24 protein-coding genes are annotated in these 26,008 nt (G+C 38.1%); 4 read left to right on the top strand and 20 right to left on the bottom strand.

The annotated features are described in order from the left end of the window. Positions 1-430: 430 nt before the first annotated feature. From M3627_RS15620 to M3627_RS15560, 13 genes are all read right to left on the bottom strand, one after another. Entirely contained in the window at positions 431-2,065 is a 1,635-nt protein-coding gene (locus M3627_RS15620; RefSeq protein WP_251556458.1) for a thiamine pyrophosphate-binding protein, read from the bottom strand. A 14-nt stretch (positions 2,066-2,079) separates the two neighbouring features. Beyond that, positions 2,080-4,821: an EAL domain-containing protein gene (locus M3627_RS15615; RefSeq protein ID WP_169360087.1), complete on the bottom strand. Its 2,742-nt coding sequence runs from the start codon at positions 4,819-4,821 to the stop codon at positions 2,080-2,082. A 572-nt stretch (positions 4,822-5,393) separates the two neighbouring features. After that, positions 5,394-6,179 (bottom strand): ABC transporter ATP-binding protein, encoded by a 786-nt coding sequence (locus M3627_RS15610; protein ID WP_169360037.1) that lies wholly within the window; start codon positions 6,177-6,179, stop codon positions 5,394-5,396. A gap of 20 nt (positions 6,180-6,199) precedes the next feature. Beyond that, positions 6,200-7,414, bottom strand: coding sequence for an ABC transporter substrate-binding protein (locus tag M3627_RS15605; protein ID WP_169360038.1), 1,215 nt, complete (start codon positions 7,412-7,414; stop codon positions 6,200-6,202). 38 nt (positions 7,415-7,452) lie between these two features. Further along, on the bottom strand, positions 7,453-8,514 hold the full coding sequence (locus M3627_RS15600) for a branched-chain amino acid ABC transporter permease (protein WP_251556457.1): 1,062 nt from the start codon (positions 8,512-8,514) through the stop codon (positions 7,453-7,455). Between the two features lie 4 nt (positions 8,515-8,518). Continuing rightward, the gene (locus tag M3627_RS15595) at positions 8,519-9,403 is read right to left on the bottom strand and encodes a branched-chain amino acid ABC transporter permease (RefSeq protein WP_169360040.1); all 885 of its coding nucleotides are present in this window, start codon (positions 9,401-9,403) and stop codon (positions 8,519-8,521) included. Continuing rightward, positions 9,400-11,277: an AMP-dependent synthetase/ligase gene (locus tag M3627_RS15590; RefSeq protein ID WP_169360041.1), complete on the bottom strand. Its 1,878-nt coding sequence runs from the start codon at positions 11,275-11,277 to the stop codon at positions 9,400-9,402. The genes M3627_RS15595 and M3627_RS15590 overlap by 4 nt, the downstream gene beginning before the upstream one ends. Positions 11,278-11,292: 15 nt before the next feature. Continuing rightward, the gene (locus M3627_RS15585; RefSeq protein WP_169360042.1) at positions 11,293-12,066 is read right to left on the bottom strand and encodes an ABC transporter ATP-binding protein; all 774 of its coding nucleotides are present in this window, start codon (positions 12,064-12,066) and stop codon (positions 11,293-11,295) included. 367 nt (positions 12,067-12,433) lie between these two features. Continuing rightward, positions 12,434-13,645, bottom strand: a complete 1,212-nt coding sequence (locus tag M3627_RS15580) for a NupC/NupG family nucleoside CNT transporter (RefSeq protein ID WP_251556456.1) — start codon at positions 13,643-13,645, stop codon at positions 12,434-12,436. Positions 13,646-13,848: 203 nt separating this feature from the next. Continuing rightward, positions 13,849-15,054: an EAL domain-containing protein gene (locus M3627_RS15575; protein ID WP_169360043.1), complete on the bottom strand. Its 1,206-nt coding sequence runs from the start codon at positions 15,052-15,054 to the stop codon at positions 13,849-13,851. A 95-nt stretch (positions 15,055-15,149) separates the two neighbouring features. Continuing rightward, a complete protein-coding gene (locus M3627_RS15570; RefSeq protein WP_169360044.1) occupies positions 15,150-15,797 on the bottom strand; it encodes an SIMPL domain-containing protein in 648 nt (215 codons plus the stop codon). A 72-nt stretch (positions 15,798-15,869) separates the two neighbouring features. Further along, positions 15,870-16,583 carry an alpha/beta fold hydrolase gene (locus M3627_RS15565; protein ID WP_251556455.1) on the bottom strand — a complete coding sequence of 238 codons (714 nt, stop codon included), beginning with the start codon at positions 16,581-16,583 and terminating at the stop codon, positions 15,870-15,872. Next, entirely contained in the window at positions 16,580-17,200 is a 621-nt protein-coding gene (locus tag M3627_RS15560; RefSeq protein ID WP_169360045.1) for a histidine phosphatase family protein, read from the bottom strand. Before M3627_RS15560 ends, M3627_RS15565 begins: the two co-directional genes overlap by 4 nt. Before the next feature lie 163 nt (positions 17,201-17,363). On the opposite strand from M3627_RS15560, the gene M3627_RS15555 reads away from it, so the two are divergent. Continuing rightward, complete coding sequence (locus tag M3627_RS15555) at positions 17,364-17,729, top strand: DUF2188 domain-containing protein (protein WP_251556454.1); 366 nt, start codon at positions 17,364-17,366, stop codon at positions 17,727-17,729. 161 nt (positions 17,730-17,890) lie between these two features. On the opposite strand, the gene M3627_RS15550 is transcribed toward M3627_RS15555, so the two are convergent. Then, the gene (locus tag M3627_RS15550) at positions 17,891-18,706 is read right to left on the bottom strand and encodes a ferrochelatase (protein WP_251556453.1); all 816 of its coding nucleotides are present in this window, start codon (positions 18,704-18,706) and stop codon (positions 17,891-17,893) included. Between the two features lie 89 nt (positions 18,707-18,795). Continuing rightward, on the bottom strand, positions 18,796-19,443 hold the full coding sequence (locus M3627_RS15545) for a vWA domain-containing protein (protein WP_251556451.1): 648 nt from the start codon (positions 19,441-19,443) through the stop codon (positions 18,796-18,798). A gap of 208 nt (positions 19,444-19,651) precedes the next feature. Between M3627_RS15545 and M3627_RS15540 the strand changes: the two genes are divergently transcribed. Further along, complete coding sequence (locus M3627_RS15540; RefSeq protein ID WP_285841729.1) at positions 19,652-20,707, top strand: YeeE/YedE thiosulfate transporter family protein; 1,056 nt, start codon at positions 19,652-19,654, stop codon at positions 20,705-20,707. 18 nt (positions 20,708-20,725) lie between these two features. Then, entirely contained in the window at positions 20,726-20,950 is a 225-nt protein-coding gene (locus tag M3627_RS15535) for a sulfurtransferase TusA family protein (RefSeq protein WP_169360055.1), read from the top strand. A 271-nt stretch (positions 20,951-21,221) separates the two neighbouring features. Here the strand turns inward: M3627_RS15535 and M3627_RS15530 are convergent, their stop codons facing one another. Then, positions 21,222-22,196: a macro domain-containing protein gene (locus M3627_RS15530; RefSeq protein WP_251556449.1), complete on the bottom strand. Its 975-nt coding sequence runs from the start codon at positions 22,194-22,196 to the stop codon at positions 21,222-21,224. A gap of 136 nt (positions 22,197-22,332) precedes the next feature. Between M3627_RS15530 and M3627_RS15525 the strand changes: the two genes are divergently transcribed. Next, positions 22,333-22,725, top strand: coding sequence for an SLAP domain-containing protein (locus M3627_RS15525; protein WP_251556448.1), 393 nt, complete (start codon positions 22,333-22,335; stop codon positions 22,723-22,725). A 90-nt stretch (positions 22,726-22,815) separates the two neighbouring features. Here the strand turns inward: M3627_RS15525 and M3627_RS15520 are convergent, their stop codons facing one another. From M3627_RS15520 to M3627_RS15505, 4 genes are all read right to left on the bottom strand, one after another. Then, positions 22,816-23,277: a hypothetical protein gene (locus tag M3627_RS15520; protein ID WP_251556447.1), complete on the bottom strand. Its 462-nt coding sequence runs from the start codon at positions 23,275-23,277 to the stop codon at positions 22,816-22,818. A gap of 274 nt (positions 23,278-23,551) precedes the next feature. After that, positions 23,552-24,487 (bottom strand): MBL fold metallo-hydrolase, encoded by a 936-nt coding sequence (locus M3627_RS15515; protein ID WP_251556445.1) that lies wholly within the window; start codon positions 24,485-24,487, stop codon positions 23,552-23,554. A gap of 21 nt (positions 24,488-24,508) precedes the next feature. Next, the gene (locus M3627_RS15510; RefSeq protein ID WP_251556444.1) at positions 24,509-25,261 is read right to left on the bottom strand and encodes a YqjF family protein; all 753 of its coding nucleotides are present in this window, start codon (positions 25,259-25,261) and stop codon (positions 24,509-24,511) included. Further along, positions 25,242-25,943 (bottom strand): HAD family hydrolase, encoded by a 702-nt coding sequence (locus tag M3627_RS15505; protein ID WP_251556443.1) that lies wholly within the window; start codon positions 25,941-25,943, stop codon positions 25,242-25,244. Before M3627_RS15505 ends, M3627_RS15510 begins: the two co-directional genes overlap by 20 nt. Positions 25,944-26,008 lie beyond the last annotated feature (65 nt).

The following is a 26,008-nucleotide window of genomic DNA, read 5'->3' as shown; positions in this document are numbered from 1 at the left end:
CAATATTTTTAATAAGTGGTTTAATAAGGGTGCAAAAGATCAGTAAGACGAGTTAAAAAAATTTTTTTCACTTTAAAATACGTAATGAAACCATTGGTACGACTACATTTTAAGAGGGAGTCGCCGTCTGGCGCTCCAATCAATGAATGGGAACAGCTTTAGCATCGATAAGCGCTAATAAATTTACTCGCATAAACAAAACAAAAAAACTGTCACCAACCCCAGTTTCACAATCTATTTATGTTTTAATAGCCATTTGAAAGTTCCTTTTTTAATGTTTACAGTCACTATAAAAAAGAATTGCTAGTCAAAATCAACCCATAACTTTAACAAAGCTTTTATAAAATACAAAAGCTCCGTTGCTTGAACGTATAAAATTATATAAAAAACTCCTATCTCGCAAACACTGAGATAGGAGCTTTTATATTAATTATTTTCCAAAGGATGATAGAAATTTAACTCGATCGCCCATTGGAGGGATACTATTATCTACCAATGAAATCTCTAATACAGCTGGGCCATTCATCTGCAGGAGACTGTTTATAACTTCCTCATTCAAGTCTCCCATTTCCTCTATACGAACACTAGGTATGTTCATAGCCGCTGCCATCGCTGCAATGTTAATCGGCTCTTGCGCAAAGGTTGGATGAACCCTTTTGTATTGCAGATTGTGTCCGTGGTAAACCATGCCTAAGCGAGCATTGTTCATCACAACAAAGAGCACAGGGATATTGTATTCCTTAGCAGTCAATATTTCCATTCCATGCATAAAGAAACACCCATCACCGGTGATGGCTACTGTAGGACGATCTGGTTCAGCAAGCTTAGCTCCTATCGCAGACCCTATACCACTACCCATAGCTCCAAAATGGACATTTATATCAAATGTACTGTATTCAAGGACATCCATGTCATGTATAACGTAAGCCATAAACTCTCCAATATCTATTGTGTATCGGGTAGATGAAGGGAGGAACGACTGTAACTGAAGTAACACATTCTTAGTAGTATAATCTTCATGACTTTGGACATTATCTTTTCTATTAAAGGCCATTTCTTTCCTTGTTATTCCAAGAGCTTTGAGCTCTTCTATTAATGCAGAAAGGCTCAATTGAATATCACCCAGGATAGAAATATCGATCGGATACTTGCGATTAAAGACGGTTTCATCAAAATCCATTTGAACCGTAAAGCGCCCATCAGTCAGGCTACCATTATAGTTATTAGTAGCTGTTTCTCCAAGACTGGAACCGATGATTAATAGAGATTTTCCATCTCCGTCATTTATAAGACTTGTAGCTTGTTCTGTAGCAGCAAATCCAAATACTCCTGCAGACAATGGATGATCTTGACGAACAAAGCCCTTTGCGACAGGCGTTGTCATAATCGGCCACTCGAGCATCTCAGCCAATTCAAATAATAGGTCGACTGAATTTCTAACCCCTTGACCTACAAATATATAACCACTTTTTCTTTCGACTAACTCTTTAGCTGCCTGCTTAATCATGTCTAGATTCGGTATAACTTCTTCCCTTACCAAAATAGTTGGAATCTCTTCGTTACCACACGGACCTTGTTGAACATCAATAGGCATAGCTATATGTACTGGACCAGGAACACCGGAAACTGCTATTTTGGTAGCCTTTATAATTTCCTTTAATAAATTCTTTGAGTCTCTCACTGTTACACTATACTTCGTGACAGAATGATAAATCGGATCCGCATCAAGCTCCTGCGATGCATTCAAGCCTTCTGTACTTACTGGCACAGCTCCCGTTAAAAATAAAATTGGCAAGTGCTCTCTCATTGCATTAGCTGCACCGGTGACTAAATTAGTACCTCCAGGACCGCTACTTCCAATACATACACTCAGCTGATCCGAGTATTTCGCATAGGCTGCAGCCATATAGGAGGCAGCACCCTCATGCTTAGTAATTATGGGAGTAATCTCCGGCATATCATATAATTCATCAAAAAATGCATTTACAGAGCCTGCAGGTATTCCAAAAACGTGTTGTACTCCAATCCCCTTTAAATATTCCAACACAGAACGAACAGCTTTCATCCCATTTCCCCCTATTAAATTAAATATTTATCTTTCAATGCACCCGCTTTTAAAGGAACACTAAAGTAATAACCTTGCATTAAATAGCAGCCCTTTGACAAAAGAAAATCTAATTGTTCCTTTGTTTCGACACCTTCAGCGATTACATTGAGCATGAGATTTTCTGCTAGTGTAATAATTGTATTAGTAATAGCTGAATTACTATCATCATCTTCTCTAATATCTTGAATGAACGATTTGTCTATTTTCAAAGCATCAATTGGAAAGTTTTTAAGATAGCCTAGCGAAGAATATCCTGTTCCAAAATCATCTATCGCTATCTTTACACCAATCTCTTTAAGTTGCTCCATCATTTCAACGGTCAAATCTTTATTTTTGATGATTTGATTTTCCGTCAATTCTAAGTGCAAGAATTCTGGAGCTAGCTCTATGTCAGATAAAACTCTCTGCACCATTTCTACTAAATCATTTTCTTCAAATTGTCTGCTGGATAAGTTTACCGAGACACTCATAAAGTCATTTCCTTCTTTATGCCACTCTTTCAACTGCTTACAGGCATTCTCCAGTACCCATTCTCCAATCGGCACAATTAGCCCTGTATCCTCTGCAATTGGTATAAAATCTGCAGGAGAAATCATCCCTTTTGTTGGGTGTATCCATCTTAAAAGAGCTTCCACTCCTATTATGTCGTTCGTCCTACTATCAATTTGTGGTTGATAATATACATCTAATTCGTTCCGATCAAGCGCCTTATATAGAGCATTTTCTAGCTTAATGCTTTCTAATGACCTGGTATTCATCTCCTGTTCAAAGAAGTGGTAGCCCGTACCTGATTTTTCCTTGGATTTGTACATGGCCGCATCTGCATTTTTTATCAGTACTTCCACATCCACGCCATCTTTAGGAAACATGCTTATCCCTATGCTTGTCTTAATATAAATTTCATTTCCCATTAATGAAAAAGGTTGCGAGAATATATCGGAAATCTGCTCTACAGCATCGAGCACGTCCTTTTTAGATTGAATATTAGGCAAAACAACAGTAAACTCGTCGCCCCCTTGTCGAGATGCAATCGCATCTGTCGGGATTACTATTTGAAGACGGTTTGCCACTTCTCTAAGCAACAAGTCTCCATAGCTATGTCCTAAACTATCATTTACTAATTTAAAGCGATCTAAATCTAAGTATAAAACTGCTCCTTGTTGTTCCTTATCTTCTAGTATTTTTTTTAACTTATCATTTAACAAGACCCTGTTTGGAAGATCCGTCAAACTATCGTAATAAGCCAAGTATCTAATCTCTTCCTCCATTTTCTTTCTTTCAGTAATGTCTTTGAACGTTACAACTTTCCCAATAACATTCCCATCTTCTACAATCGAGGAAAGAACATATTCTACAGCTAAATTTGTTTTATCTTTCTTACAAAACATTTGCACGGTTTCTCCAAAGGATGAATGTTCAGTCTCTTCGCAAATAACACTAGAAGATAACGTACCGATCAGCTCTCCCTTTTCATAACCTAGCATCTTTTCACTAGCTGGATTACAAAACGTGATTCTTCCGCACAAATCTATACCAAAAATCCCTTCACCCGCAGAGTTTAAGATCAATTCTTTCTCATTACTAAGATGCTGTAGCTCGTGAACAACTCTTTCCAGCTCTGTATTTTTTACACGGATTTCCGAGGTTCTCTCTTCTATAATGGTTTCCTGCTTGTCCATAAAAAGCATATTAGAAAGACTAGCTGCAGTTGCGTCCACTATGGACTGCGCTAAAAGAATATCAGACTCGGAATAGTTTATTTCTTCGTCATCTAAATTTACTACAGCAATTACCCCTAGTACTTCTCCCATCGTCACTAATGGCCACAGATACATTCCCCTTATACCAAACGTTCTACAGGCCTCGTGATTGGGACGATTATCTACAAAAACATTAGGTATCATAATTGCTTTTTTAGTCTGAATGACTTCTTGAATTACGAGATCATTTTCATCTACTTCTAAGTTTTCATGGGTTCTTATCCATTCTTCTTCAGTCCAATCACTATTTTGACTGAGACTTGCTGGCTTTATATTCTTATCAGCCATAGGATCCAATAAATGAACGCCAATATTATAGTTGCCCAATACTTTACCTACATAGAAGAAGCACCGATTAATTACTTCCTGCATGGTTGAACACATAGATAGCTCTCGAGTATGATCTAGAAGTAATTGCTTCTCCGCTATTAGGTTCTCTTTTCTAGTAAGATTGGTAGCATTTTGAATAGCAACCCCAGCCATATTCACATAGGCCTCTACGGTTTGAATTTCATCCTCCGTCAGGTTCATCGGCGTACCGTAATCGAACAAGAAAACTAGTCCAAAAAGCTCGTTTTCAAAAGAGATAGGAAGAGCTAGTAAAGATTTTATCTGGAAAGCTTTCACATTCCTTGGATCTGGTCTAGTATCCTTTGATGTATCTGGTATATATATAGTTTTTTGCGTTTCTATTACTTCTTTAGCAAGCAAGTCATATTCCGTCTCAATCAAATGCATATCTAACGTAAAACCATTAATATATTCGGGTTTCCCTACGAACCCCCTAAATTGTCCATCCTGCTGTGGCAAATAAATTCCTACAGAATCACATTGAACAATTTCCTCAGATATAGCCTTGATGACTTGCTCCAATACCTCTCTAAGATCTAGCTTTGTATTGATCAGCTTTGTTATATGGGCTAGACGAGAATATCTCGTTTGCTCTCTCACAATAAAGTACCTCCATTTTTAATAATCTATAAATCTTTAATATAGATTAATTAATATCTATATTAACACCTTTTTTTGTAAATAAATCTAGTATTTTAGATATGTTTATATAATAAACAAAAAATAATCATTTTTATATCTTTTTTATCAAAGAGATAAATTTAACTATTAATACTTTCCCTTTTTTCATTAAATTTAAACTAAATATATAGAACTTAATGCCTATATTATTAAAATATTTTTATATGCCGTTTTTTCTTCTAACGAAATGGCGTAAAAAAGCACATAAAAAGAGACCAGGACAAAAATCTCTTCAAAATACAATGTAGGTTGGTTTCCGTTATAGCGGGCGCTTTTTGAGGGCACGTCTTCAATCACCTCGTTGCTTTTTCATACTTAGGCTTTAGCTTTGACTGTTCACTCAGGAATCGTGACTTTCTCGCCAATCAACGAGAATAGAAAATTTTTTATTCGAAATCAGTTTCCTTTAAAAAAAGCAAAGACGTGAAATCAAATTTCTGATTTCACGTCTTTTAATTGAGACTAGTAATGTCCCAGGCTTATAGTAAGCTAGTTTACCAAACCATTCGCTGTTTACGTCCAACTCCTTTATTATCTCTATAACCTTTCTCTTTGCCAATGCCTAAATAATGTTCCTTAACTTCTGTGTTTGATAATAGACTCGCAGCATCACCCTGTAAAACTACTCTACCATTTTCCATTATATATCCGTAGTCAGCTATCGATAGGGCAATATTGGCATTCTGTTCTACAACTAAGATGGAAGTACCTTCATCTTCATTTATTTGTTTTATATTTTGAAATATTTCCTTGACCAGTAAGGGTGCTATTCCTAACGATGGTTCATCTAATAGCAGTAGCTTTGGCTTTGCCATGATTCCTCTTCCTATTGCGAGCATTTGCTGCTCTCCCCCCGAAAGGAAACCCGCTTTACGGGAAGCTAAAGGTTTTAGCTTTGGAAAATACCCATAGATTTTCTCTATATCTTTTTTTATATTTGAACGATCCTTTCGAGTGAATGCCCCAGCTGTTAGATTCTCCTCAACCGTCAAGTCCTTAAAAACTCGTCTACCCTCCATGCATAAGAAAATGCCTTTCCTTACAATCACATCAGTAGTTAGTCCCTTCAATGACTTGCCTTCAAATTCAATCGTTCCATCAGTTAGCTGTCCATCTTCCGCATAAAGTAAACCTGAAATCGCTTTAAGCGTCGTAGACTTCCCTGCACCGTTACTGCCTAAAAGAGCTACGATGTCTCCATTCGGAACATTAAGAGTCGTTCCCTTTAAAGCTAAAATAATTTTTGAGTATACTGCTTCTACATTATTTACCTTTAGCATGCCAGCTCCTCATTTCCACTTTAGTCCTTATAGCTAAAGTAATCTGTTAAAGGCTCCCATTTGCCGCCCTTCACTATGCCTAGACGAGTCTGCTCCGTGCCTGTATGGTTGTCTGCACTGAAGCTTACCGGTGCTCCAAGTCCGCCAAGGTCAAAGTTATTTAAAGATTCAAGACCTGATCTAATCTCTTCTCCTGTAATATCACCGTCCGGATGTTTTTTAGCCGCTTCTTCTATACCAGCAACCATAATTTTAGCAGCCGACCATCCTTGGATAAATTTCTGATTGATATCTTCTAGTGTTTTTCCCTCACCTTTTAAATATTCCTCTACCTCAGCCATTCCTGGTTGATCCTCGTATGGTAAAGCATGCGATAGAATACCAATATAGCCCTCCGCTACATCTTCCCCTACTATTGTAATAACTCCTTCACCAGAGGCCCAGTTTAACCCTATAAATTGGGTATCTATGTTCAGTGTATTAGCATCTCTAAGAATTGTAGCTGTTGCGCCCCAAGTTTCTTGGATAATTGCATAATCTGGATTTTTCTTCTCCATATTCAATAACTGAGATTGTGCTTCGGTAGCCTGCACATCAACAATTTGCTCATCTACAACCTTAATACCAATTTCAGCCGCGTACGCTTTAATATCCTCGATTGGAGAACGCCCAAACGCTGTATCGTTATACAATAATGCTACCGTTGGATCAGAGCCTTTATGGTTATCCTTAATCCACTTTAATACAGTTCTCCCTTGATCGGAGTATGAAGCAGCCACCAAAAAGTTATAAGGACTCTCCTCTAAGTTTTTTAGATTCTCAGAATACGATGCAGAGAAAAAAGGAAGCTTATCGCTAGCCACTTGCTGACGTAATGCCTCTGTGTCTCCCGTTCCCCAGCCAAGTACAGCAGCAACTTTTTCTTTATCTCGCAGCTCTTGGTAAATCTTTTGGGCTTCTGGAATAGAATAAGCGTAGTCCTTTCCATTCAAAACCAAATCTACGCCTTCTATTTCTCCTTTATCTTTAGCATATTTGAAATACGCTTTTTCTCCCTCTGCGTAAGGTGTTCCAACGTCTCCAGTACCGCCAGTTATATCATATAGTCCACCAACAACCACTTTTCTCGAGCCATCACTGCCTTCAGATGTACCTTCCTCTGAACAAGCCCCTAGTAATAACACGAAAAGAATCCCCAATATTTTGTATACAAAATTATTTTTTCTCAACTTCATCAACACTCCCCTTGTTTCTAATAGAAAACGAAAACTAGTTAATAAGAAAACGGCCAAAGCTTAAAGTACTTCTTAAAATTGAGCCAAATATGTGCGAGTCCTCCTGGTTCAAAGATTAAAAATAAAATAATGACAGCTCCAAAAACAAAATCCTTAAAAGCTGAAAACAACTGATAGAAGTCTGGCATAAAAGCTGCCAAAACATCAACGAAGGAACCTAGCAGTACAGGTAACAATGTTATAAAAGCTGCTCCTAGAATAGAACCAAATACACTTCCTAAGCCACCTATCAAAATCATTGCTAGGTACTCGATAGATACATGAAAGTTGTATAGTTCTGGACTCACAATCATTGTGTAATGTGCGAGTAAAGCTCCAGATATACCGACAAAAAACGAGCTAATAACAAATGCCATTACTTTATATTTGAATAGATTGATCCCCATTATTTGTGCAGCTATATCTCTGTCTCGGACAGCCAAAAAGGCTCTTCCAGTTCTTGTTCTCAATAGATTAGTAGCATACAAGACGGTAAGTAACAAAATAATGACACATAAATAATAATATTGTGTATTACTCGTTAAAGAAACGTCTCCAACCTTTGGACGATTCAATACCATTCCAGCAGTACCACCTGTTAAACTATCCCATCGACTAATGACAAACAAAATGATAACTTGCGCAGCTAAAGTAGCAATAGCCAAGTACAAACCCTTTAGTCTCAAGGAAGGAACACCGAACAAGCCCCCTATTAAAGCTGTAACGATTCCAGCCAACGGTAAAGAAATCCAGAAGCTTAATCCATAGGTGGTAGTTAGAATTGCTGAGGTATATCCACCTACACCTAAAAAGGCGCCGACTCCAATCGATATTTGCCCAGTAAAACCCGTCAGTATGTTAAGTCCGATTGCCCCAATCGCTGAAATAGAACAGAGGGTGAGAAGGCCAATCCAATAATTAGTAGTAACTAATGGCAGCAAGAGAACCATGGCTACTATTAACAAACCTTTAATCTTGCCAGAGGTTGTTCCAAACATTTTTGCATCGTCTAAATAAGAAGTTTTATAATTACCACTTTCTCTAACAAACAGATTCCTCATAGGTTCACACCCTCTCAATTGTTCTACTACCAAATAGTCCGTATGGTTTTAACATTAAGATGAGTAAAACCACTATGAATGGAACAACCTCCTTTAAGCCTCCCCCTACAAGTGGATCTATATATCCACCTGCCATGTTTTGGAGAATACCAATTATAAATCCACCTACAATTGCTCCAAGAACACTATCTAATCCACCTAAAATTACGACCGGCAGAACGGTCAAACCAATTGCAGACATAGTAGGACTTAAACCGTTGATATTTCCTAATAATATCCCGCCTACCGCTGCTACGACAGCAGCAATAGTCCAAGTTGCTGCATAAACATACTTCACACTGATCCCCATGGACATCGCAGCTTGACGATCATCTGCCACTGCTCGCATAGCAATCCCCATTTTTGAAAACTTGAACAGCAACAAGAATATGGTGAGCAGTGTTATGACAATTACAAATGACCAAAGATATACAGGACTAATAATAATTCCTGATATATTTATAGGAGTTGTTGGGAATATTTTAGGAAACATTCTTGTTTGGTGACCCCAAATCATATGAACGGCTCCCCCTAGTAAGCTAGAAAGTCCAATTGTCGCCATAATGACAGATACTACTGGTGCATTTTGAATAGGGCGGATAACTAATCTTTCCACGATTAACCCCAAAATGGCACTGAATATAAGGGTAATTAACAAGGCAATAAAGAAAGGGATACGGTAAGCAGTCATCAAAACTAAACAAATATAGGGGCCAACAATAACAAACTCTCCATTTGCCAAATTCAGTGCACCACTTGCCCGATAAATTAATACAAACCCTAATGCCACTAGACCATAGATACTACCTACTACCACTCCCGTGACAAGCATTTGAAGAAAGAATGTCATAACGTCACCTCCTGCTCTCTATTTAGTTGAACCACTCTTACGTTATCCATCTCACTCGACCCTACAGAAATACTTTCTCTTTCTGTATACATCCCGTCAATCAACACTCTGTAACGATCTTCTATGAAATTTCTTCTTATTTTATAGGTTCTGGTGAGCTCTCCTTCTTCTATTGAAAATGGTCTGTGTAAAAGTGTGAATTTCTCTACCCTTGCAAAGGAAGGAAAATCTTTCATTAACAATGACACCTGTTGTTCCAAAAACTCTATCACTTGATTATTTTTAGCCAGCTCTCCATAATCTGTGTAAGCAATTCTTTGTTTGTCTGCCCATCTCCCCATACTGTTCCAGTTCATATTGATCATTGCAGTTACATATGGTTTATTTTGACCAAAGCAAACTGCCTCTAAAATGTAAGGGTTCGATTTTAACTTGTTTTCTATCAGTCTCGGATAAATAACTTGGCCATTTTCGGCAATAATAATATCCTCTAATCTATCTAGCACGTAAAGATGTCCGTCATCCTCCAAGTGACCACAATCACCTAAGGAAATCCATCCATCCCCATCATGCGTACTTTCTCCACCTATATAATTTGTAGCAACAGCTGAATTTTTAATGTATACTGCTCCATCTTCTCCAATCTTAGCTAGTGTATTTGGTAATGCTTTTCCTGAGCTTCCGGCTCTTACGTCTTTGTCTCTTTGAACAAAAGCTATACCAGCAACCTCAGTCCCTCCATAGGTTTGTTTTAGATTTACTCCAATACTGTGATAAAAGTAAAAAGCTTCCGGATGCAAAGCAGCTCCTGCAACATAAGCTCTTTTAACTCTCGCTAAACCTAAATGATCACGAATGGCACTAAAAACAATAATATCTCCTAATACATACATTGCTTTGTCTACGAAATTGATTGGCTCTTTGTTCAATTCTGCATGGGCAGCCTTGTCCCCAAATTTCTTGAAAAAATTATAAATTGTTTTTTTAAACTTACTTGCTCCCTCTATCCTGTTCGTAAAACTAGACATGATAGATTGATAAACTCTAGGTGGAGCCAGCAATGTATGTGGACCTATTTCCCGAAGATCGCCTAAAACTGTATGTGGGCGTTCGGGGAAGTTAACAACCATCCCTTTAATTAAAGGAGTTACTATCCCTAAAATTTGCTCATGAATCCAAGCGAAAGGTAAAAAAGAAAAATAATCTTCCTTTGTTTTCACGTTATCAATAGTAAGTAGACCTTCAGCCGCATCAATTAGGTTAGCATGCGTTAAAATGACACCTTTTGGCATCCCTGATGTTGCTGCACTATAGGCAATAATTGCAGGGTCATTTTCCAAAACCTCTTCAGGTGGATCAACAAGGAACTTTGCCTTATCTCGCAACAATAATATGCCGTCTGATAGTAAATCCTCAAAGTCTACTAGTTTTGGATGCTTATAATGCCTCATCCCTTGCTTGTTACAAAATATGATTTGCTCAACTAATGGTATTTGCTCTTCAATTCCCAATAATTTATCTACCTGCTCCTGATTATCCACTAATACGATTCTAGCCTTACAGTCATTTAGATAAAAAACAACTTGTTCTGGTAATGATTCTGGATAGATTCCTACCGTTACACCACCTAAACTTTGTGCAGCAAGTTGGGTATAAACCCACTCTTGCCGATTATCAGCTATAATTGCTAGCCTTTCCCCTTTATAAAAATCAAAATATTCAGATAATATAATAGATAATTGATTTACTTTTTTACTGTATTCCCCCCACGTAACCTCATGCCAAATTCCTAGCTGTTTTTGCCTGAGAGCAACCTCTTGCTCATGATTAGCAGACCTTTCCGCTAAAAGAGTGGGTAATGTTTTGTGATCCATTTTAATTTCCCCTTCCTAAATAACGGCTTCTTCCCCAATATAGGCCTTTATAACAGCTGGATTTTCTTGAATTTCTGCTGGGGTTCCAAAACCAATAAGTCTACCAAAATCTAATACAGCTATATGTTCCGATAAATTCATAACAACCCCTAAGTCGTGCTCGATCAAGACTACCGTCATATTCATCGTCTCATGCATCTCTACTATAAAATGTGACATTTCATCTTTTTCCGCTTTGTTCATCCCAGCCATTGGTTCATCCAATAAGATAAGGTCAGGGTTTAACGCAAGTGCCCTTCCCACCTCGACTCTCTTCTGTAAACCGTAAGGCAGCGTACCGACAGGAGTATGACGGATATCTTGAAGCTCTAAAAATTCAATTACTTCTTCTACCTTCTGTCTGTGCGCAATTTCTTCTTTTGCAGCCTTTCCAACGTACATTCCTCCGCTAATTGGTCCGGAATTCATCAATGTATGTCTTCCAAGCTTTAGGTTGTCTAGCACAGACATATGGGCAAATAACGCTATATTTTGGAATGCACGAGCAATCCCTAAAGCTGTGCGATTATAGGGTTTCATATTTATGATTTCATGACCTTTGTACAAAATGGAGCCACCAGTCGGTTGATAGAGACCACTAATACAATTCAGCATACTAGTTTTTCCAGCTCCATTTGGACCTATTAACGAAAAAATCTCTCCTTTGTTAATATGGTAGCTGACATCTTCTAGTGCCTTTACCCCTCCAAATTGTAAAGAGACATTTTTTATCTCTAATATAGGATCCAATATGGATACCCCCTTTTAGTTAAGCGTTTACAAGTAAGCTTTTGTTGAATATTACTTTACAAACAATAACTTTGTCAATGAATTTTATGCGACTTTATTCCTAATAATTTGTCGTTAAATGTTTGAAAATGTACGAAAATGTTGAAATCAAAAGTCTCTGTAGCGCTACTATTGTATATCCCAAAAAGAAAACCTCCTATGGCTAGTTCCATAGGAGGTTGTAGTAAATTCATTATTCGACAAATAATTTTTATTTTTTGTAGAACGTTTTGTTATGTCATATCTGTCTCACACTTTTCGCCAGAGCCTGTAGCTGCAATCCCTCAACAGAAAGTATTCTCGTTTCATCTTTTATGAAGATCACTGTTTATAAAAACATTCCTGCTATTGCAGCACTAAGTAATGATGCAAGCGCTCCTGCAATAACTGCCTTAAACCCTAATCTTGCAATGTCTGGTCTCCGGTTTGGAGCTAGGGAACCTAATCCACCTAACAATATTGCCATTGAGCTTAAATTTGCAAAGCCACATAGAGCAAAACTTACGACAAGATTGGTTTTAGCAGAAAGGTTCCCCATGTCATCGGTAAAAGCCTTATAAGCAACAAATTCATTCAAAACTAGCTTTTGACCAATGAAGGATCCCGCCGCTACTGCTTCTGACCAAGGTACTCCTATTACAAAAGCCAATGGAGAGAATATAAAGCCCAATATCCCTTCTATCGTTATCTCACCATAGCCAAAGAGTCCTCCAATCCCTCCAATTAAACCATTCAAAAGAGCAATTAAGGCGATGAATGCCAATAACATAGCTCCTACATTGACTGCAAGTTTCATCCCGTCTGTGGCACCTCTTGCAGCAGCATCAATTACATTGACGTTTGAATCATCTTTTTCCATCTTGAAATCGGTGTCTTCCACAGTCTCCGTCTCAGGAAACATTAGCTTAGCCATGATCAAACCTGCTGGCGCAGCCATGAAGCTAGCGGCAAGCAAATATTCCAGTGGCACCCCTAACAAAGAATATCCTACTAAAATGGATCCTGAAACCGATGCAAGTCCGCCTGTCATCACAGCAAAAAGCTCTGAGTTAGTCATCTTTGCAATAAAGGGACGAACAACTAGAGGAGCCTCTGTTTGTCCCACAAAAATGTTTGCTGCAGCAGATACAGACTCTGCCCTACTAGTCCCTAAAAGCTTGGAAAGTCCTCCTCCAATAATCTTTATAAAGAACTGCATGATGCCCAAGTAATACAAAACTGAAATTAAAGCTGAGAAGAAAATGATGATAGTTAACACCTGTATAACAAAGATGCTCCCAAACTCATCCACATCGGACAATGAGCCAAATAAGAAAGATATCCCCTCATTGGCATACCCAGTTAAATTTTGAACTCCTTTTGAAAGCTTTAATAATGCCCAGCGTCCCAAATCCCACTTCAATACCATAAATGCAAATGCAATCTGTATAGCTAAACCAATCAGTATGGTTCGTAAATTTATCGACTTTTTAGCATTGGAAAGGAGAAAAGCAATCCCGATTACAACAATAACTCCACCAATTCCCCAAAGTATATTCATGTCAAAACACCTTCTTTTTATGTATAATTCGCCTTTTAAAATCAGACATATTGTAACTATTCCCTAATATCCTTGAAAGAAACGGAAAAATATAGCTCTAATCTGGGCAATAAATATACACAAAAAAATCGAAACCTTAGGGAAGATTTCGATAGATGGATTTTCTTTAGTTATAGTAAGGCACCCTCACCTACTAGTAGGCTTCATCTGAAGATATTCTTTTTAAATAAATAATCATAGGAAATATCAATAAACATATATTCATTCTCGTTGATTGGTACAGAGAAGGTTCTTATCATTTCGCCTGTTTGAATATCGCTATAAATATCAGAGAACACACCACTTTGATCATTTCTCATCTTAATAATTGTTTTTAGAAAGTATGGGCGCCAGCTCCAGTTTTTGTTAATGGCGTCTTCTTCAACCTCCCAATGCGAATCAATTCGAACAATATTGGGCGAGGTCTGGAAGCCTTCCTCGTCACAAATATAAAGACGGAATGAGTATTCACTTAGCTCTTCAGCTAGTTTCAATAAATCTTCTACTTCCTCGCTAGAAGATTTAATAGCTTGAACTTTTTTCTCTAGATTAACTTGTAATTCCTTCAATGCCTTGTAATTCTCTTCTAATATCCGTTTTTCTGTTGCAATAAATTGACGACATCTATCCTTAAAGCTTTTCTTTAGTTGATTTCGTGGGATTAGCCCTGTACCTGCTTCAGCTAAATATTTCCCTTGATAGTATCGGCCACTATTTTTCCAGGCAAATTGAAGCTGGTGAACTGTATCAATACCCTCAAAAAGCATATTTGCTCCAATTTTACGCGCCGATGAACTAAGTGATGTAAAAAGGTCATTCTGTGCTCCCCAGGATTCATAGCTTAACTGCTCTATATTTACCTTAAGGATATTAGGTGCTAGCATTTGTATATAATCGAGATGACTCTCTGAGCCTAATTGGTTAATCGCTATTTTTATTCCATAGGTTTTAAAGTAACGTACTATATTATTTAACTGATGAAAATCCCCTTTAAAGTTATGCTCGGAAATAACTATAACAATTCGGGAAAGCTCTTCCTCGGGGATATATTGTTTTATAATATCAAAAAAACCTTCGCCATAATCTAGCACTAGTAAATTGGCGTTGCACGGAAGATATATATCAAAGTTTTTTGGCTGGTCTACAAGCTCCCCTAAAGCAATATGAAGAATTCTTTGTTCGACCTCAACTCTATACTCCTCTGGTACCTCTTCATCATAAGCAAACGCGTTTAAGTTTATAAGCTTTTCATCATGCAGTAATTTTCCAGAAACCTCATAGGCGACTACAATATGCTCGTCTGCACTAAAAATAGGCTGAAAATAAGCTTGCAAGTTATCTAAGTTCGTTAGAATATCAATTGCATCCATCCTGAACCCTCCTTACCTATATATACATGATAAGTTGTAAAAAGGTATTATGCAAATGGATATTACGTATTTTTATACACAATATTAATTATTTATTAGTATTGAAACTTAACTGTGACTCTAGCTATTATCGTAATTACACCTTGTTCTATTGGGGTTGCTCCTGTAGATGATTCCATTAACATCGCTCTATATGGTACGATCGGACTTCCTTCTTTTTCTTCCACTACCTCTATAACTTGTGGTGAAACTGAAAGCCTCATTGTTTCTGCTATTGTATTTGACTTTAATTGTGCATTTATTAAAGCCTTACTAAGAGCTCTTTGATAATAGGCATCTTCGTTTTCTAATCTGAATTCAAGAGAAGAAATTCGATTTGCACCATTTCTGACTGCTGTATCAATCACTTTTCCTACCATGCTTACATCAGGTATTTTTACCGAAATGGTATTAGTCACTTCATATCCCCTGAAAACCTGTTTTCCCTCTACAAAATCATATCGCGGAAAAATATTATATGCAGCTGTTTGTATATTTTCTCTTGGTATACCTAGCTCTAGTATGGATTGAATGACCTGATTCATAATTGCTGCATTTCTTTGCTGGGCTTCCTCAACCTCGCTGCCTTCCGTAGTAACTTCGATTTGTAACAACGCATAATTCGGTGGAACAGTAATTGAGCCTTCCCCATTAACAGAGATCGTCCGAATGAGAGGACAAGGATGTAACGCGTTTAAATACATAAGATCCCCTTCCATATCGCATATATAGTTAGCATATGCTTGCTGGCCAAAAAACTTGTTTAAAATAATAATTTAACTGTGGGAGCACTCTAAAAAGGTTTTTACTATATCGGTGTAAATAGCAGGCTGATCTTCATGTACTAAATGCCCTGCAAAAGGGATAACAGCAACGTGAATATGTTTGTTCTCTTCCGGATAAATGGTTGCCCCTACTGTTTCATGCATATTTATTTCCCCAACTATGTATAGGACCGGGAACTCGAAGTGATACATAGCTAACATATCTTCAAAAGGATACCAGTCCTCTTTTTTCCCCAAGTAAATAAACCTTCTCCAATCTGAAGAATGTAGTTCATTGAAATAGTTTATAAAATCATTGTTCCATAAAATCTGTCCCTGAGTTTTTACATCCTGCATATGCAAATCCAGCCAGTTGTCCGGTTTAACTGGCATCATGCCTGAAATAGTGAGTGTTTGAATTCGCTCCGGAAAAAGTCTATCAAATTGTACAGCTACAATTGCACCCAGTGAGCATCCAACCAAATGAATCTTTTTCAGCTGATAATGATTGATGGTTTCCAATAAATCCTTCGCGGAATCTAAAAAGAAGTTTTCAATATCATCAGAAGGCGACTGACCATGTCCCCTTAAATCTGGGGCAAACACTTTATAGCTATCTTTGAAAAAGTTCTGCTGGTATTGAAAGTCTGTATTTCCAGTTTGTAAGCCGGTATGCAAAAATAAGAGTGGTTCACCGCTCCCCTGAATGGATGTATGTAAAATCATTTAATCACCTCTTCTTCGATATTTATATGCTCCAGTCTATTTAAAAACCTGATGATACGCTTGTCCTGTTCAATGGTTAGTAAATGAATTCCCGTGTCTCCCGTAGGGAAAATATAGTCACTGTTAACTGGCAATTGTAGAAACGCCTTAATAAGGTTAGAGATCAAGCCGCCGTGTGACACAATTGCTACTCTTTGATAATCCTTGTATTCTTCTATTATTTTGCGAAGGATGTATTCTGCTCTGTAACGAAACGCTAACTCGGATTCTCCAGCTTCAATTGGTATATAAATTGGTCTTCCTTCTTTAGGTAGAGGGTATTTTATAGCTGCTTCTCCTCGAGGTAAACCCGCGAGCACTCCGTTATTAAACTCCATTAAGTCAGACTCCTCATACAGCTCACAGCCTATATTACTTTGTAGAATAGTCGCAGTACTCTTTGCACGACTTAGAGGACTACACAATATAACGTTTGGTGGAAAATGACTCTTTACGTATATAGCCATCTTACTAGCTTGTTCAATACCTAACTCAGTTAAAGGAAAGTTCGCTCTACCTTCATGCACACCTAGCAGATCAGCTTCCGATTCTCCATGTCTAATAATTAATAACTCCACTCAAATCACTCCAAATATTGGAAAGTATATAAATAATTATACTCGAATGAGTATCTTCACGAAAAGAATAATAAGATTTTCCTTGAAAATAATTTACTATTTCAGTACGGGATGTTTATTTTGATTTGTTTCGGGGAATTTCTTAGCCAAGGAGGCGATAGATATGCCGTGGAGTAAAAATGATTATCCAGCTTCAATGAAAAATCTTGAGCCGGATGTTCGAGAAAAGGCAATTGAAATTGCGAATGCATTATTAAGAGACGATACTGATGAAGGTAGGGCAATTGCAATTGCTACTGCACAAGCCCGAGAAGCTGTTAACGGGGATAGCAGTAATCGACCGAGGTATGAAGTAAAGGCTCGGGAAAACGACTGGGTACTACTTAAAGAGGATGGACAACGAGCTATTTTCACTGAAGATACCAAGGCCGCTTTATTAGAAAAGGCAAAGCCATATGTCAATGACCACAATGGAATTCTTTCTATTTATCAAGAAGACGGAGATTTAGATAGCACCTTATATGAATAGATAAGCATACAAAAAGAACTTCAAATGCTGATTGAAGTTCTTTTTGAGTTTAATCTATTATTTCTTCAGCTTATCCATCAGCTGCTCTTCCACTATTTCAGCTAAGGCACTAACCGTGTCAAATGAATCTCCTGGAAATTCAGTACGAACAAACTCTACCTTTAGTTCATTGCTAACGCTTGCGCATCTCTACCTATCTCAAAGAATGACTCCATATCTGCCACAATTGATAATAGCTCACATGTCACAAAGCCTCGAGAACCTTCTACACATAAAGACCTCATTGCGTCCTTCACATCTGGACTAAGCCATCCATTCTTGCTACTCGCACTACGGTAAGTCATCATCCAATTTTTTACTCCTGCTTCTATAGCAACTGCTTGAGCCATCGCTTGATATAGCTCAATATATTCATTATTACCCGCTGGGTTAAGCGGCTGGCTATGCACAGTAAATAGCACAAAAGCATCCTCCCTTACATGAGCTGGTAGCCACTTAAACGCTCGCTTCAAGCGATCACCATACACAGAGATGATGGAAGGATGTGTATTCCAGTTTTTTATATGAATGAGCTCATGTTTTTGTCCTGATTTAGCTAGAAAATTTTCTACCTCTTTTTGATATACACCAGCTCCTGTCGGAGAAAATATAGGATTAACAGAAAATGTAACAAATGTTTCCATTCCATCCTCTAGCATTTTCTTAAGTGTATCCTCTAAAAAGGGGGTTGTATGTTTGTAAGCGTTATACACTTTTACATTTTTTATCTTAGGTTTTAAAAGCTTCTCTAATCCTATGACTATTCGTGCGGTATGAGCGCCTAATGGGTCATTGGAGCCAAATTCCCTGTATCTTTTCATAAAGTCCTCCACTACCATTGGTTTTACTTCATTTCCATCACTGAGGTGGGTGAAAAATTCGGGGAGATCGTCTCTTGACTGTGGGGCTGCATATGCATAAAAAACAATACCAATCACCGTACTTTAAACTCCTTTCTATTTTAGGTAAAGCTTGCATGAAAAAAGGCCAGTCAATTTTGACTGACCTTATTATATGTTTATTCTCCCTAGTGCTTACGGCTAATAAAGTCCTTTTCTATCCTCTTCTTCCAAGAGCGGTCTATTTTGGACCCTTTACGGTAAGACGAAACCACGTTACTAACCGATTCATAGTTTAAACGTGTCCCTTCTTTATCTGCATGGTATTTGACGGCAAATTCCTCCGAAATCCCAAAGTTGGCTGCAGTAGTAATGGCGTCTATATTGGCTCCTAAAAATATAAATTCCCAACCATACGACTCCTTCTGACGAGAAATCATCGATCTAATTTTTTCGTAATTATACTCACAGCTAGAGTTTTCCATCCCATCCGTCGTAATAACAAACAAGACTCTACTAGCTCGTTCCTCAGAGCTTGTTCTCTTTTGTATGTTTCCTATTTTGTGTATGGTAGATCCTATTGCATCCAGTAATGCGGTCATTCCCCCTACCTGATAGTCCCTTTCAGTAATAGGTGATACCCCTTTAACATTTATCCGGTCATGTAATAATTCATAGTTATCACTAAATAACACCGTTGTAACTATAGCCTCTCCCTCCTCCTTTTTCTGTTTATCAAGCATCGCATTAAATCCTCCTATCGTATCTGCCTCTAATCCAGCCATTGAACCGCTCTTATCCAAGATAAATACTAACTCCGTTACATTCTTCTTCATTAGGTTAACCCCCATTTGTTTTTTGTTTACAAATGAATAATATCAATTGAGACAATGTAAAAGGTCGCTTGAAAAGCGACAATTATCTATTCCACATATTGGCGATTATTTTTTTAAGCAAAATTATTGTCATACTTACTTTTCCAATGTAATATAATCCTATCAGTTTAGTAAGAATTAAAGAGAAGGCGGGATAAACGTGATACAAATGCTCATTACAGGTTTATTTTGTGGGGCGTTATTAGGATTCGTCATGCAACGAGGCAGATTTTGCTTGACTGGCGGTTTCCGTGATATGTACTTAACAAAAGACAATCGCATGTTTTATGCGTTATTAATAGCAATTGCCGTACAAAGTGTCGGTGTGTATACATTAATAGAGTTAGGCGTGTTTGAATTTAATGCCGGTACTCTACCATTAGTTGCAATAATTATAGGATCATTCATTTTTGGTATTGGTATTGTGTTAGCAGGTGGTTGTGCGACAGGGACGTGGTACCGTGCTGGTGAAGGTTTAATCGGGAGCTGGATTGCCTTAGCAGGATATATGCTAATGGCTGCTATTATGAAAACTGGGGTTTTAGTACCTTTAAACAATAAAATAAGTTCTTCTCAGCTACCATCTAACTCCATTCCAGAAACACTTGGAATTAACGTATGGATTTTAATAGGTATTCTAGTAGCAGTAGTAGGATGGATCGTTTATAAAGAAGTTACAAAACCAAAAGTTTTTATCCCATCTTTAAAGCCAAAAAGAACTGGATTGGCACATATTTTGTTTGAAAAACGCTGGCACCCATTTGTAACTGCAGTTTTAATTGGGGCTATTGCAGTATTAGCTTGGCCATTAAGCGTTGCTACAGGACGTATTGGTGGTCTAGGGATTACCACTCCATCAGCTAATATCCTTCAATACTTAACAACTGGAGACACAGCATTTATCAATTGGGGTGTATTTTTAGTCCTTGGTATTTTCATTGGATCATTTATTGCAGCAAAAGCTAGCCGCGAGTTCCGTTTCAGAATGCCAGATGTTAAAACTGGTATTAATAGCTTTGTTGGTGGTAATTTAATGGGCTTCGGTGCTAGTTTAGCAGGCGGATGCTCAATTGGGAATGGTTTAGTAATGACTGCCATGATGACTTGGCAGGGCTGGATTGCTCTAGCATTTATGATTTTAGGTACTTGGACGGCTGTATACTTTGTTTTTGTTCGTGGTCGTCAAAAAAACAAAGCGATGAAAGCAAGTGTAAAAACCGCATAAAAAAGGAGAGATTTTGAAATGAAACAAGTATTAGAAGTTATGGGTATGGTTTGTCCCTTCCCTTTAGTAGAAGCAAAAGAGGCTATCGCAGAAATGAGCTCAGGTGACGAGCTTGTAATTGAATTTGACTGTACGCAAGCAACTGAAAGCATCCCTCGCTGGGCAGCAGAAGAAGGTCACACAATTACTAACTACGAGCAGCTAAGTGATGCTGCATGGACAATTACTGTTCAAAAGAAATAATAAAATGGGGACGATCCAGACATCAGTCAGGGTCGTCCCTTTCTTGTTGTTTAGGAATTATAAAGTACTGAACCTGTCGATAAATTGATGACTAGCTCCGGTGGCATGCCTGTCGGGGCAGGGATAGGCGCTTACGCTTTTCTATCTGTCTAGCTTCAGCGCCTTGCCCCTCGGGGTCAAATGGGAAAATACTGTGGTGGCTGAGGACCTGCCTCCTCGTATTTGCCCATTTGCCTGTCGGGACAGGGATAGGCGCTTACGCTTTTCTTGTTTATGCACCTAATAAGGGTTGGTCAAAACTAAACAAAGCTTCATTGATTTCAAATATATTATAGTTGTGTTGTTGAATAAAGTATTCAATAATAACATCAAATTTATGGCTTCTAGACAGGGTATAACCTGCCTTTTCTAGTAACTCGTTTGTTTCCTGTACATTTAACTGTAGACCAATAGCGAAGGCGACTACTGTTTTCTTTAATGGAGTATAGTCCTTGTTATTTCTTATTTTCGAAAACAGGCGTCGGTCAATGTTTGCATTTTTGTAGACAGAAACATCGGTCATTCCCTTTTCATCTATAAGACGTAGAAGCCTTTCGGAGAATGATTCATCCATATGCTCTATCATTTCCCGTAAATCCTGACTAGATTGCAGCACCATCGATTCCTCTAACTCATAAGCTTCTCTTCTATTTCTGCCGAAGCTTATGTCCATTTCCTCGACATAGTGCTCGTCAATAAATTCCTCAATAGACCTGAACAGTTTTTCACTCAGTTTAAAGGCTTTTTTATCATACACAACAATATAAACAAGCATTTCATGATTCAAGAGGAACGAGCTTATTGTAGAAATAGCTACCTGTAGAGCTTGCTCCTTTGGATATCCATAAATACCAGAGGAGATTAATGGAAACGCTACTGACTCACAGCCATGAGATAACGCCATATTTAACGAGTTTTTATAGCAATCCTTCAGCTGCTCATCTTCTTTATGAGACCCACCTCTCCATACTGGTCCTACTGTATGAATAATATATTTTGCACTTAGTTGATACGCGTCCGTTATGACAGCTTCACCTGTGGGACAATTGCCAATCCTATTACACGCCTCTTGTAGCTCACTGGATCCCGCACCTTGAAAGATTGCTCCACACACACCGCCTCCCCTTTGAAGATCTCGGTTAGCGGCATTTACAATAGCATCTACCTGCATTTTCGTAATATCATTTCGAACAATTTCTAAAGGCATTCTACTTATCCCCTTCCCCTCGCACTTAATATCTATTAACTTAAATAATAGACAATACTTGGCAGATTGAACAGTAGTCCATTTCCATAATGAGCCTGTCTCTTATGTTAAAATTACACAAGAGGGGGTTTATAACATGCAGCAGCTAAAATTTGAACCATCTTGGAATAAAGCAGTGGCAGCCAAGGATAGAGAACAAATTGAACATATTTTTCGAACAACCAAAAACCATGTAAACAAAGATATTCTTTTCTCTCCTATCCGAGTTGCAATTAATCATAAAAAAGAATTTCTCGCCACTGTCCTGATCCATAATTTCACCAGCCAGGAGCTAGCCTTTAACAACACTAGATTAGTCTATACGATGGAGAATGAGCTAGTGGCTGAACATGTATTTACGGTACCAGCGCTTACACTTCCTCCTGAAACAAGTATGCCTTGGACCTTTATATTTCCAACTCATAATTATGTTGAAGAAATACCTTCACTAGAAGGAAATCTACGTATAGAAGGACCAAAATCCACTTGAAAATATAACGCTATTTAAACCTTACCCAGCGTAAAGTTTAAATAGCGTTATTTTTTAATCAAAACTCCTATCGATAGACGCTTAAGAGCATCAAAATGGACCAAACAGATCCTCGTAACCCTTTACATAATATGACATGCTACCCTTCTCGTCTACGTCTGTTATTTCTAATTCAATTACTACCTTTTTAGGGTTGAAGGAGCCTAAGTAAAGCAAAGACTCTTCTACTAACGAGGAATTATTTAAAGGATATTCAAAGTATAAACTTCGGTCATTTCCCGTTTCTTTGATTCGCGGAGTGTATAAAATTTCACTTTCTCCTGGAGCTAGACTTGAAATTCTACCCAAATCCTGTGGCACTACTGTAAAATAATAAGTTAAATTCTTTACTGTTTGGTCACTTGAATTTGTCACCTCAATTGTTACCCCATCTTTATGATGATAATACTCTCCCTCAAATAATCGTTCATATAGATAGAGAGATCCCCATACAAATAGCAAAACTGAAAGGAGAGACCCCAAAGCAATGTAAATTATTTTTTTCTTCTTCAATAAAATCCTCCACTCTTGCTAACCTCATAGAATTCATGACAACTTTTTATATGCACGTCTTGCAGCATATTCTGAACAGCCATAACAAAGCTTCATCCTCTTTCCCTCTGGACTTTGAAACAAACGATAAGGACCTGCTTTTCTATGACACATCGAACATTTAGTCTTAAATATGCTAAACATATAATCTCCCCTAAATAGTCATCTATCTCTGTATATCTCTTTTACATTGTTCTTTCCATATTTCAAGCTCAATCATATAATTTTTTTGATATTACTTACCTAAATAATCCATCAACCCCATAGCACAAACCCCTAAATCTCCATGGATATATGGATAAACTTCATGGTCATCTGGAATCTCTTGCCCTCTTAAATGATCCTTAACTAATGCCTCGAGTCTGTTGGCTAGCTCGTTATGGTCTTTTTGTTCTCGTTGGACGTCTTTAGCCGTTTCAACGAAAAGCGGAAGCCATTCTGAAACCTGTGCTAAAGCTGCAGCGGCATTATCAGTCATTCCAAAGTGACCATAGTAAATGTAACTTAAATCCATCAGTTGGAATCGCTCTATAGCTTTTTGCATTGCCTTTGGATCAAATTGGTTAGGGGAGGTGGAAGGCAGCACTAAATCTACACCATCTTTGGCCAGCTGCTCGTAGCGGACCCCCACCGTATCTCCAGCAAACATCCCGTTACTAATTGGATCGTAAATACCAAAATGATGATTGGCATGACCAGGTGTATCTAAGAAGGTCAAAGTACAAGCTGCTCCAATTTTTAATGTTTCTCCATCAGCCTTTGTTAAGAGTCTTTCCTCTGGTATTGCTACGATAGGATCAAACAAGTCATCAAAATTTGAGCCGTATACAGCTCTTGCACCTGCTATAAGACGCTCTGGATTTGCTAGATGTCTAGCACCCTTAGGATGTACCACTACTGTTGCATTAGGGCATTGCTGGAGAAGCAGGCCTGCTCCACCGGCATGGTCTAAATGGATATGGGTCAAAATAATGTATTTAACATCTGCTAAAGAGAAGCCAAGTTTTTGTAAGCCTTCTTTCACATGTTTTACAGAGGGGCTTGGTCCAGTCTCTACTATAGTCAATTCATCCTCCTGAATTACATATGCACCTGTTCTTCCAATTAATCCCATATCAAAAATGTCTATTAAAGATATCCTCTCGTTTAACTGAAGCGGATATTTATTCATTTTATTACCTCCTATTTTCTTTCAGTCATTCATCGCGGACACTAACGGCCACATCCGAACTTCTATACTTTTGGAAAAGTGCAAGATTGGTAGATTATCCTCTACTTGTATCCCCTGCTCGGACAGCATAGTATTTACCTGAAACTCTGCCTCTGCTTGTTGCAACGGCCATTGGGGATGGAGAATATCACAACGAAGCGGATCCCCTTTTTTACTTAATGTATATAAGCAGTAGCGCTCTGTGAGCCATTCTTCAAAGCTTCCTTTCTCTGCATAGAATATCTCTGATGTAGGACGGTATCTACACTCAAATCTGGCATCCACTCCTTGTCGACGCTTACTTTTATATTCTATAAATGAATCACTTTTTGATACATTCATATCGGCGTGCATGTATGGTAAACGGTATACAGTTTGAGCTACCTTTACCGCCAATAAATTTTCCGCATCCAGACTAAAGAAGAATACCCCTGGTTTCCCATTGATTGTGACATACGTTCGAACATTCAATTCTGCAAAACTGTCTGTACCAGGCACTCTCGGCGTCCCACGCAGCCTAATATTTGTCATATGGAAGGGGACGATACCAATCCATCCTTTTCCATTATACGTATCCAAAGGAAGTGCCTTTGGTACAATTTCTCTTAACACTTTTATATCGATAGGGTAATGTGCAAATAATAGATCATTCCACGTCTGAGTCATAGTCCATGGCAGTTTAGGTAATGGCCAAGACCTGTGACTAGCATCCCACTTATCTTTTTTGACTTCCATAGCTCTCCTCCTCTTTTCGTACAACATCTATTACCTCCATAGGCTTTCTTAACTTTGGAAATTCTGAAATTTCATTAGGAACACCTGAGGGTAAAAACCATGTCGCCTGGTATGGGCTCATTCCTACCTCGCTTGCTCCCTTTAGCTCCTCGGAGCCGCCATCTCCAATAAATAAACATTGCTTAGGATTCACATTCAAGTTGTTACAGGCAGTTAGATAAATTGCTTGATTCGGCTTACGCTCTTTGACTTGATAAGAGAACACCACGTCGTCAAAATAAGAGGGCAACACACAATTAAACCAACCTTCTATCTCCTCTGATGTACAGTTACTTATGAGACCAATTTTTATATTCATGGCTTTCAGATTTTCTAGCATGCCTATAATAGTTTCATCAATATGCTTAAAGGCTACCGACTTAACGAATGCCCTGTCATTATGTATTAGTTGGATGGCCTGTTCATCAATAGGTAAACCTGCCTCCTTCAATATCTCTCTCAAAACGCTTGGGTGATCAGGATAAGTTCCATCCATTCTGTCATTAACTCTCGCATGCCATCCCCTTTTATAAATTGACTCCTCCAAACCAAGTGGTTCTACAGAATAGCTTGCTTTCCTTTTTCCCATTTCCCATTCCGTGATCAGTGTCTCATACAAATCAAATAACACAGCCTGAATCACATAGGCTCCCTCCCTCTAACGCGTTATAGATAACCTTCTACAATTAACAAGTAAAAACCTTCCTT

The organism is Psychrobacillus sp. MER TA 171 (assembly GCF_023713305.1).
GTDB lineage: Bacteria > Bacillota > Bacilli > Bacillales_A > Planococcaceae > Psychrobacillus.
Note: the sequence above shows the minus strand (reverse complement) of the source record. Positions and strands in the feature narration are given on the sequence as shown.

Excerpts from the sequence above, each read along its gene's own strand:
- M3627_RS15580 (WP_251556456.1), bottom strand. The coding sequence starts at position 13,645 with ATGAATATACTTTGGGGAATTGGTGGAGTTATTGTTGTAATCGGGATT.
- M3627_RS15565 (WP_251556455.1), bottom strand. The coding sequence starts at position 16,583 with ATGATTTTACATACATCCATTCAGGGGAGCGGTGAACCACTCTTATTT.
- M3627_RS15590 (WP_169360041.1), bottom strand. The coding sequence starts at position 11,277 with ATGGATCACAAAACATTACCCACTCTTTTAGCGGAAAGGTCTGCTAAT.
- M3627_RS15600 (WP_251556457.1), bottom strand. The coding sequence starts at position 8,514 with ATGAGGAATCTGTTTGTTAGAGAAAGTGGTAATTATAAAACTTCTTAT.
- M3627_RS15525 (WP_251556448.1), top strand. The coding sequence starts at position 22,333 with ATGCAGCAGCTAAAATTTGAACCATCTTGGAATAAAGCAGTGGCAGCC.
- M3627_RS15575 (WP_169360043.1), bottom strand. The coding sequence starts at position 15,054 with ATGGATGCAATTGATATTCTAACGAACTTAGATAACTTGCAAGCTTAT.
- M3627_RS15515 (WP_251556445.1), bottom strand. The coding sequence starts at position 24,487 with ATGAATAAATATCCGCTTCAGTTAAACGAGAGGATATCTTTAATAGAC.
- M3627_RS15610 (WP_169360037.1), bottom strand. The coding sequence starts at position 6,179 with ATGCTAAAGGTAAATAATGTAGAAGCAGTATACTCAAAAATTATTTTA.
- M3627_RS15555 (WP_251556454.1), top strand. The coding sequence starts at position 17,364 with ATGCCGTGGAGTAAAAATGATTATCCAGCTTCAATGAAAAATCTTGAG.
- M3627_RS15510 (WP_251556444.1), bottom strand. The coding sequence starts at position 25,261 with ATGGAAGTCAAAAAAGATAAGTGGGATGCTAGTCACAGGTCTTGGCCA.
- M3627_RS15605 (WP_169360038.1), bottom strand. The coding sequence starts at position 7,414 with ATGAAGTTGAGAAAAAATAATTTTGTATACAAAATATTGGGGATTCTT.
- M3627_RS15545 (WP_251556451.1), bottom strand. The coding sequence starts at position 19,443 with ATGAAGAAGAATGTAACGGAGTTAGTATTTATCTTGGATAAGAGCGGT.
- M3627_RS15570 (WP_169360044.1), bottom strand. The coding sequence starts at position 15,797 with ATGTATTTAAACGCGTTACATCCTTGTCCTCTCATTCGGACGATCTCT.
- M3627_RS15540 (WP_285841729.1), top strand. The coding sequence starts at position 19,652 with ATGCTCATTACAGGTTTATTTTGTGGGGCGTTATTAGGATTCGTCATG.
- M3627_RS15595 (WP_169360040.1), bottom strand. The coding sequence starts at position 9,403 with ATGACATTCTTTCTTCAAATGCTTGTCACGGGAGTGGTAGTAGGTAGT.
- M3627_RS15530 (WP_251556449.1), bottom strand. The coding sequence starts at position 22,196 with ATGCCTTTAGAAATTGTTCGAAATGATATTACGAAAATGCAGGTAGAT.
- M3627_RS15535 (WP_169360055.1), top strand. The coding sequence starts at position 20,726 with ATGAAACAAGTATTAGAAGTTATGGGTATGGTTTGTCCCTTCCCTTTA.
- M3627_RS15620 (WP_251556458.1), bottom strand. The coding sequence starts at position 2,065 with ATGAAAGCTGTTCGTTCTGTGTTGGAATATTTAAAGGGGATTGGAGTA.